Below are 2,215 nucleotides of genomic sequence, written 5' to 3'. Positions count from 1 at the left end.
TCTCATCTCCATGGTGATTGGCGGCATTATTTTTATCGGTGGCAGCAAAATCATTCGTGAATCGTATCTGATTCTCATGGAATCCGTGCCTGAGCGCTTTAACCTGGACGAAATCCGCAAGCAGATTGCTTCTGTGGAGGGCGTAGAGGATGTGCATGAAATGCATCTATGGGCCGTTTCGACGGACCATTATTCCTTAACAGCCCATGTGTTCATCAGTCCCAACATTCAGCCGTTCTGTGTGATCCTGGCCATCAATGATACGCTCAAAAGTAAATACGGCATCGAGCATGCCACTATTCAAATTGAACACGCCGAAATAAATCCGCATGGGGAGTACGGCAAAGCGTTCTTGAAGCATCAAAGTCGCGTTAACTCCGCTTCGAGCTCTCTACCACTCCTTTAATTCAAAAAAACAAAGACCATCGATCCTTCACCTGAAGTGATCAATGGTCTTTCTTATTCTCCTGAAGATTTCCGTTTGATCATCTCAAGATCAATAAACAGCTCATGTCCCGTCACACGTGGCAAATACTCCTCAAGCAGCTGCGTGTTCTCCTCGTCCAAATCTTCCCCGATCTGGCGCATAAGGAAGGCGGCTACCAAGCTGGTTTGCAAATCAACGGGCATCTCGAAGCTTGTGATGGATGGAAAACTTGATTTGGCGTAAAACTCATTATCCATCCCGATAAGCTGTATCTCTTCGGGCACGGAAATCCCTCGTTCATGACACAAAGCCAGCAGCTCAAGCGCCAACGCATCATTGAACGTGTAGATCCCGATAGGCCGCAAATCACCGCTCAAGCGCAGCGCTTCGTCAAGCGTACCGACAATCCCAAGCTCACCTGCATCCAAAAGGGCATGCACAGTGGGTTCTTCACCATCGCCGAGCCCTGCCTTAAATCCTTGGATACGCTGTTCGTTAGCTCCCATTCCATTACTTCTGCCAGCATAAATCACGGAGCGGCAGCCATTCTCAAGAAAATGCTGAACAGCCTCCGATGACGCTTTCGCAAAATCCAAATTAACCGCCAATTTGACGATTTCACTTGGCCATCCCCACCCATTGAAGATGACAAGGGGTGTGCCTTCTCCGACCAACTGCTGCGTAGACTGCATGCTCATCGCCAATCCATGGCTCACCAAGCCATCTACTCTACGCTGTAGCAAATGCTCCAGATGGCGCTGCTCAATCTCTGGATCCATACCAGCAGCCGAGAAGATCGACAGATGGTAGCCAAAATGATGCACCTTCTGCTCCAGCTTCTCCGCAAAACGGCCATAATAGCCGCCAAAATGCGGGATAATCAATCCGAGCTCATAAGACCTACGACGGCTCAAATTGGTCGCCATTACATTCCTGCGGTAGCCTAATCGAACAACCGCCTCTTCCACCTTGCGAATCGTTTCTGGCGCCATCGGCACCTTTCTACGATTAATAACATTCGATACGGTAGCAATGGAAACGCCGGCTTCCGAGGCCACATCGACAATTGTGGGCTGCTTACTTCTAGTCACATAACTTCCCTCATTTATGCATCACTTTCATTTATTCTATCGATAAGCCAATCTCTCGTCAATTAGAACAGTAAAAGTAAATTTTCCAGAGTTTGTCCAGTTACCAGCAAAAAAACTTGACCGTTGTAACGGTCAAGTTTCTATTCATTCCTCATGATGCCCAATCAGGGAAATAATTTGCTTTTTCAACTTCAGGAAAGACTCGGAATCCTTCACATCTGCTACGTCCCGCAAACCAGGTGGAATGACGATTTCCTTACGAATCGTGCCTGGATGCGCCTGCATCACATACACACGCTGGGACAGGAAGATCGCCTCCTCGATATCATGCGTGATGAACACGACGGTCGTCTTTTCCTTCTCCCAGATGCGCAGCAGCAGCTCTTGCATCGAATTTTTGGTCTGTGGATCGAGCGCCCCAAAAGGTTCATCCATCAGCAGCACTTCCGGATTGTTGGCGAGTGCTCTTGCGATCGCCACCCGCTGCTTCATCCCGCCGGAGAGCTCCTTAGGCAGCGCTCTGGCGAACTTTTGCAAGCCGACAAGCTCCATGAAGTGATCGGAAATGGCTCTTTTTTCGAAAATAGGTACACCCTTCAGCGTCAGTCCGAACTCGATGTTTTCCCTCACGGAAAGCCAGGGGAACAAGGTATAGGATTGGAACACCATTCCGCGATCAGCGCCAGGACCATCAATC

Annotated in this window: 3 protein-coding genes; 1 reads left to right on the top strand and 2 read right to left on the bottom strand. The window is 49.0% G+C overall.

Going from position 1 to position 2,215, the window contains the following annotated elements:
• Window positions 1-406, top strand: a 406-nt coding sequence (locus tag AC1DUA_RS34720) for a cation transporter dimerization domain-containing protein (protein WP_477504070.1), incomplete at its 5' end; no start/stop codon positions are given.
• 53 nt (window positions 407-459) lie between these two features.
• On the opposite strand, the gene AC1DUA_RS34715 is transcribed toward AC1DUA_RS34720, so the two are convergent.
• On the bottom strand, window positions 460-1,518 hold the full coding sequence (locus tag AC1DUA_RS34715; protein ID WP_477504069.1) for a LacI family DNA-binding transcriptional regulator: 1,059 nt from the start codon (window positions 1,516-1,518) through the stop codon (window positions 460-462).
• Window positions 1,519-1,662: 144 nt separating this feature from the next.
• Window positions 1,663-2,215, bottom strand: a 553-nt coding sequence (locus tag AC1DUA_RS34710; RefSeq protein WP_477504068.1) for an ABC transporter ATP-binding protein, incomplete at its 5' end; no start/stop codon positions are given.

The organism is Paenibacillus sp. 01T422 (genome assembly GCF_056398785.1).
Note: the sequence above shows the minus strand (reverse complement) of the source record. Positions and strands in the feature narration are given on the sequence as shown.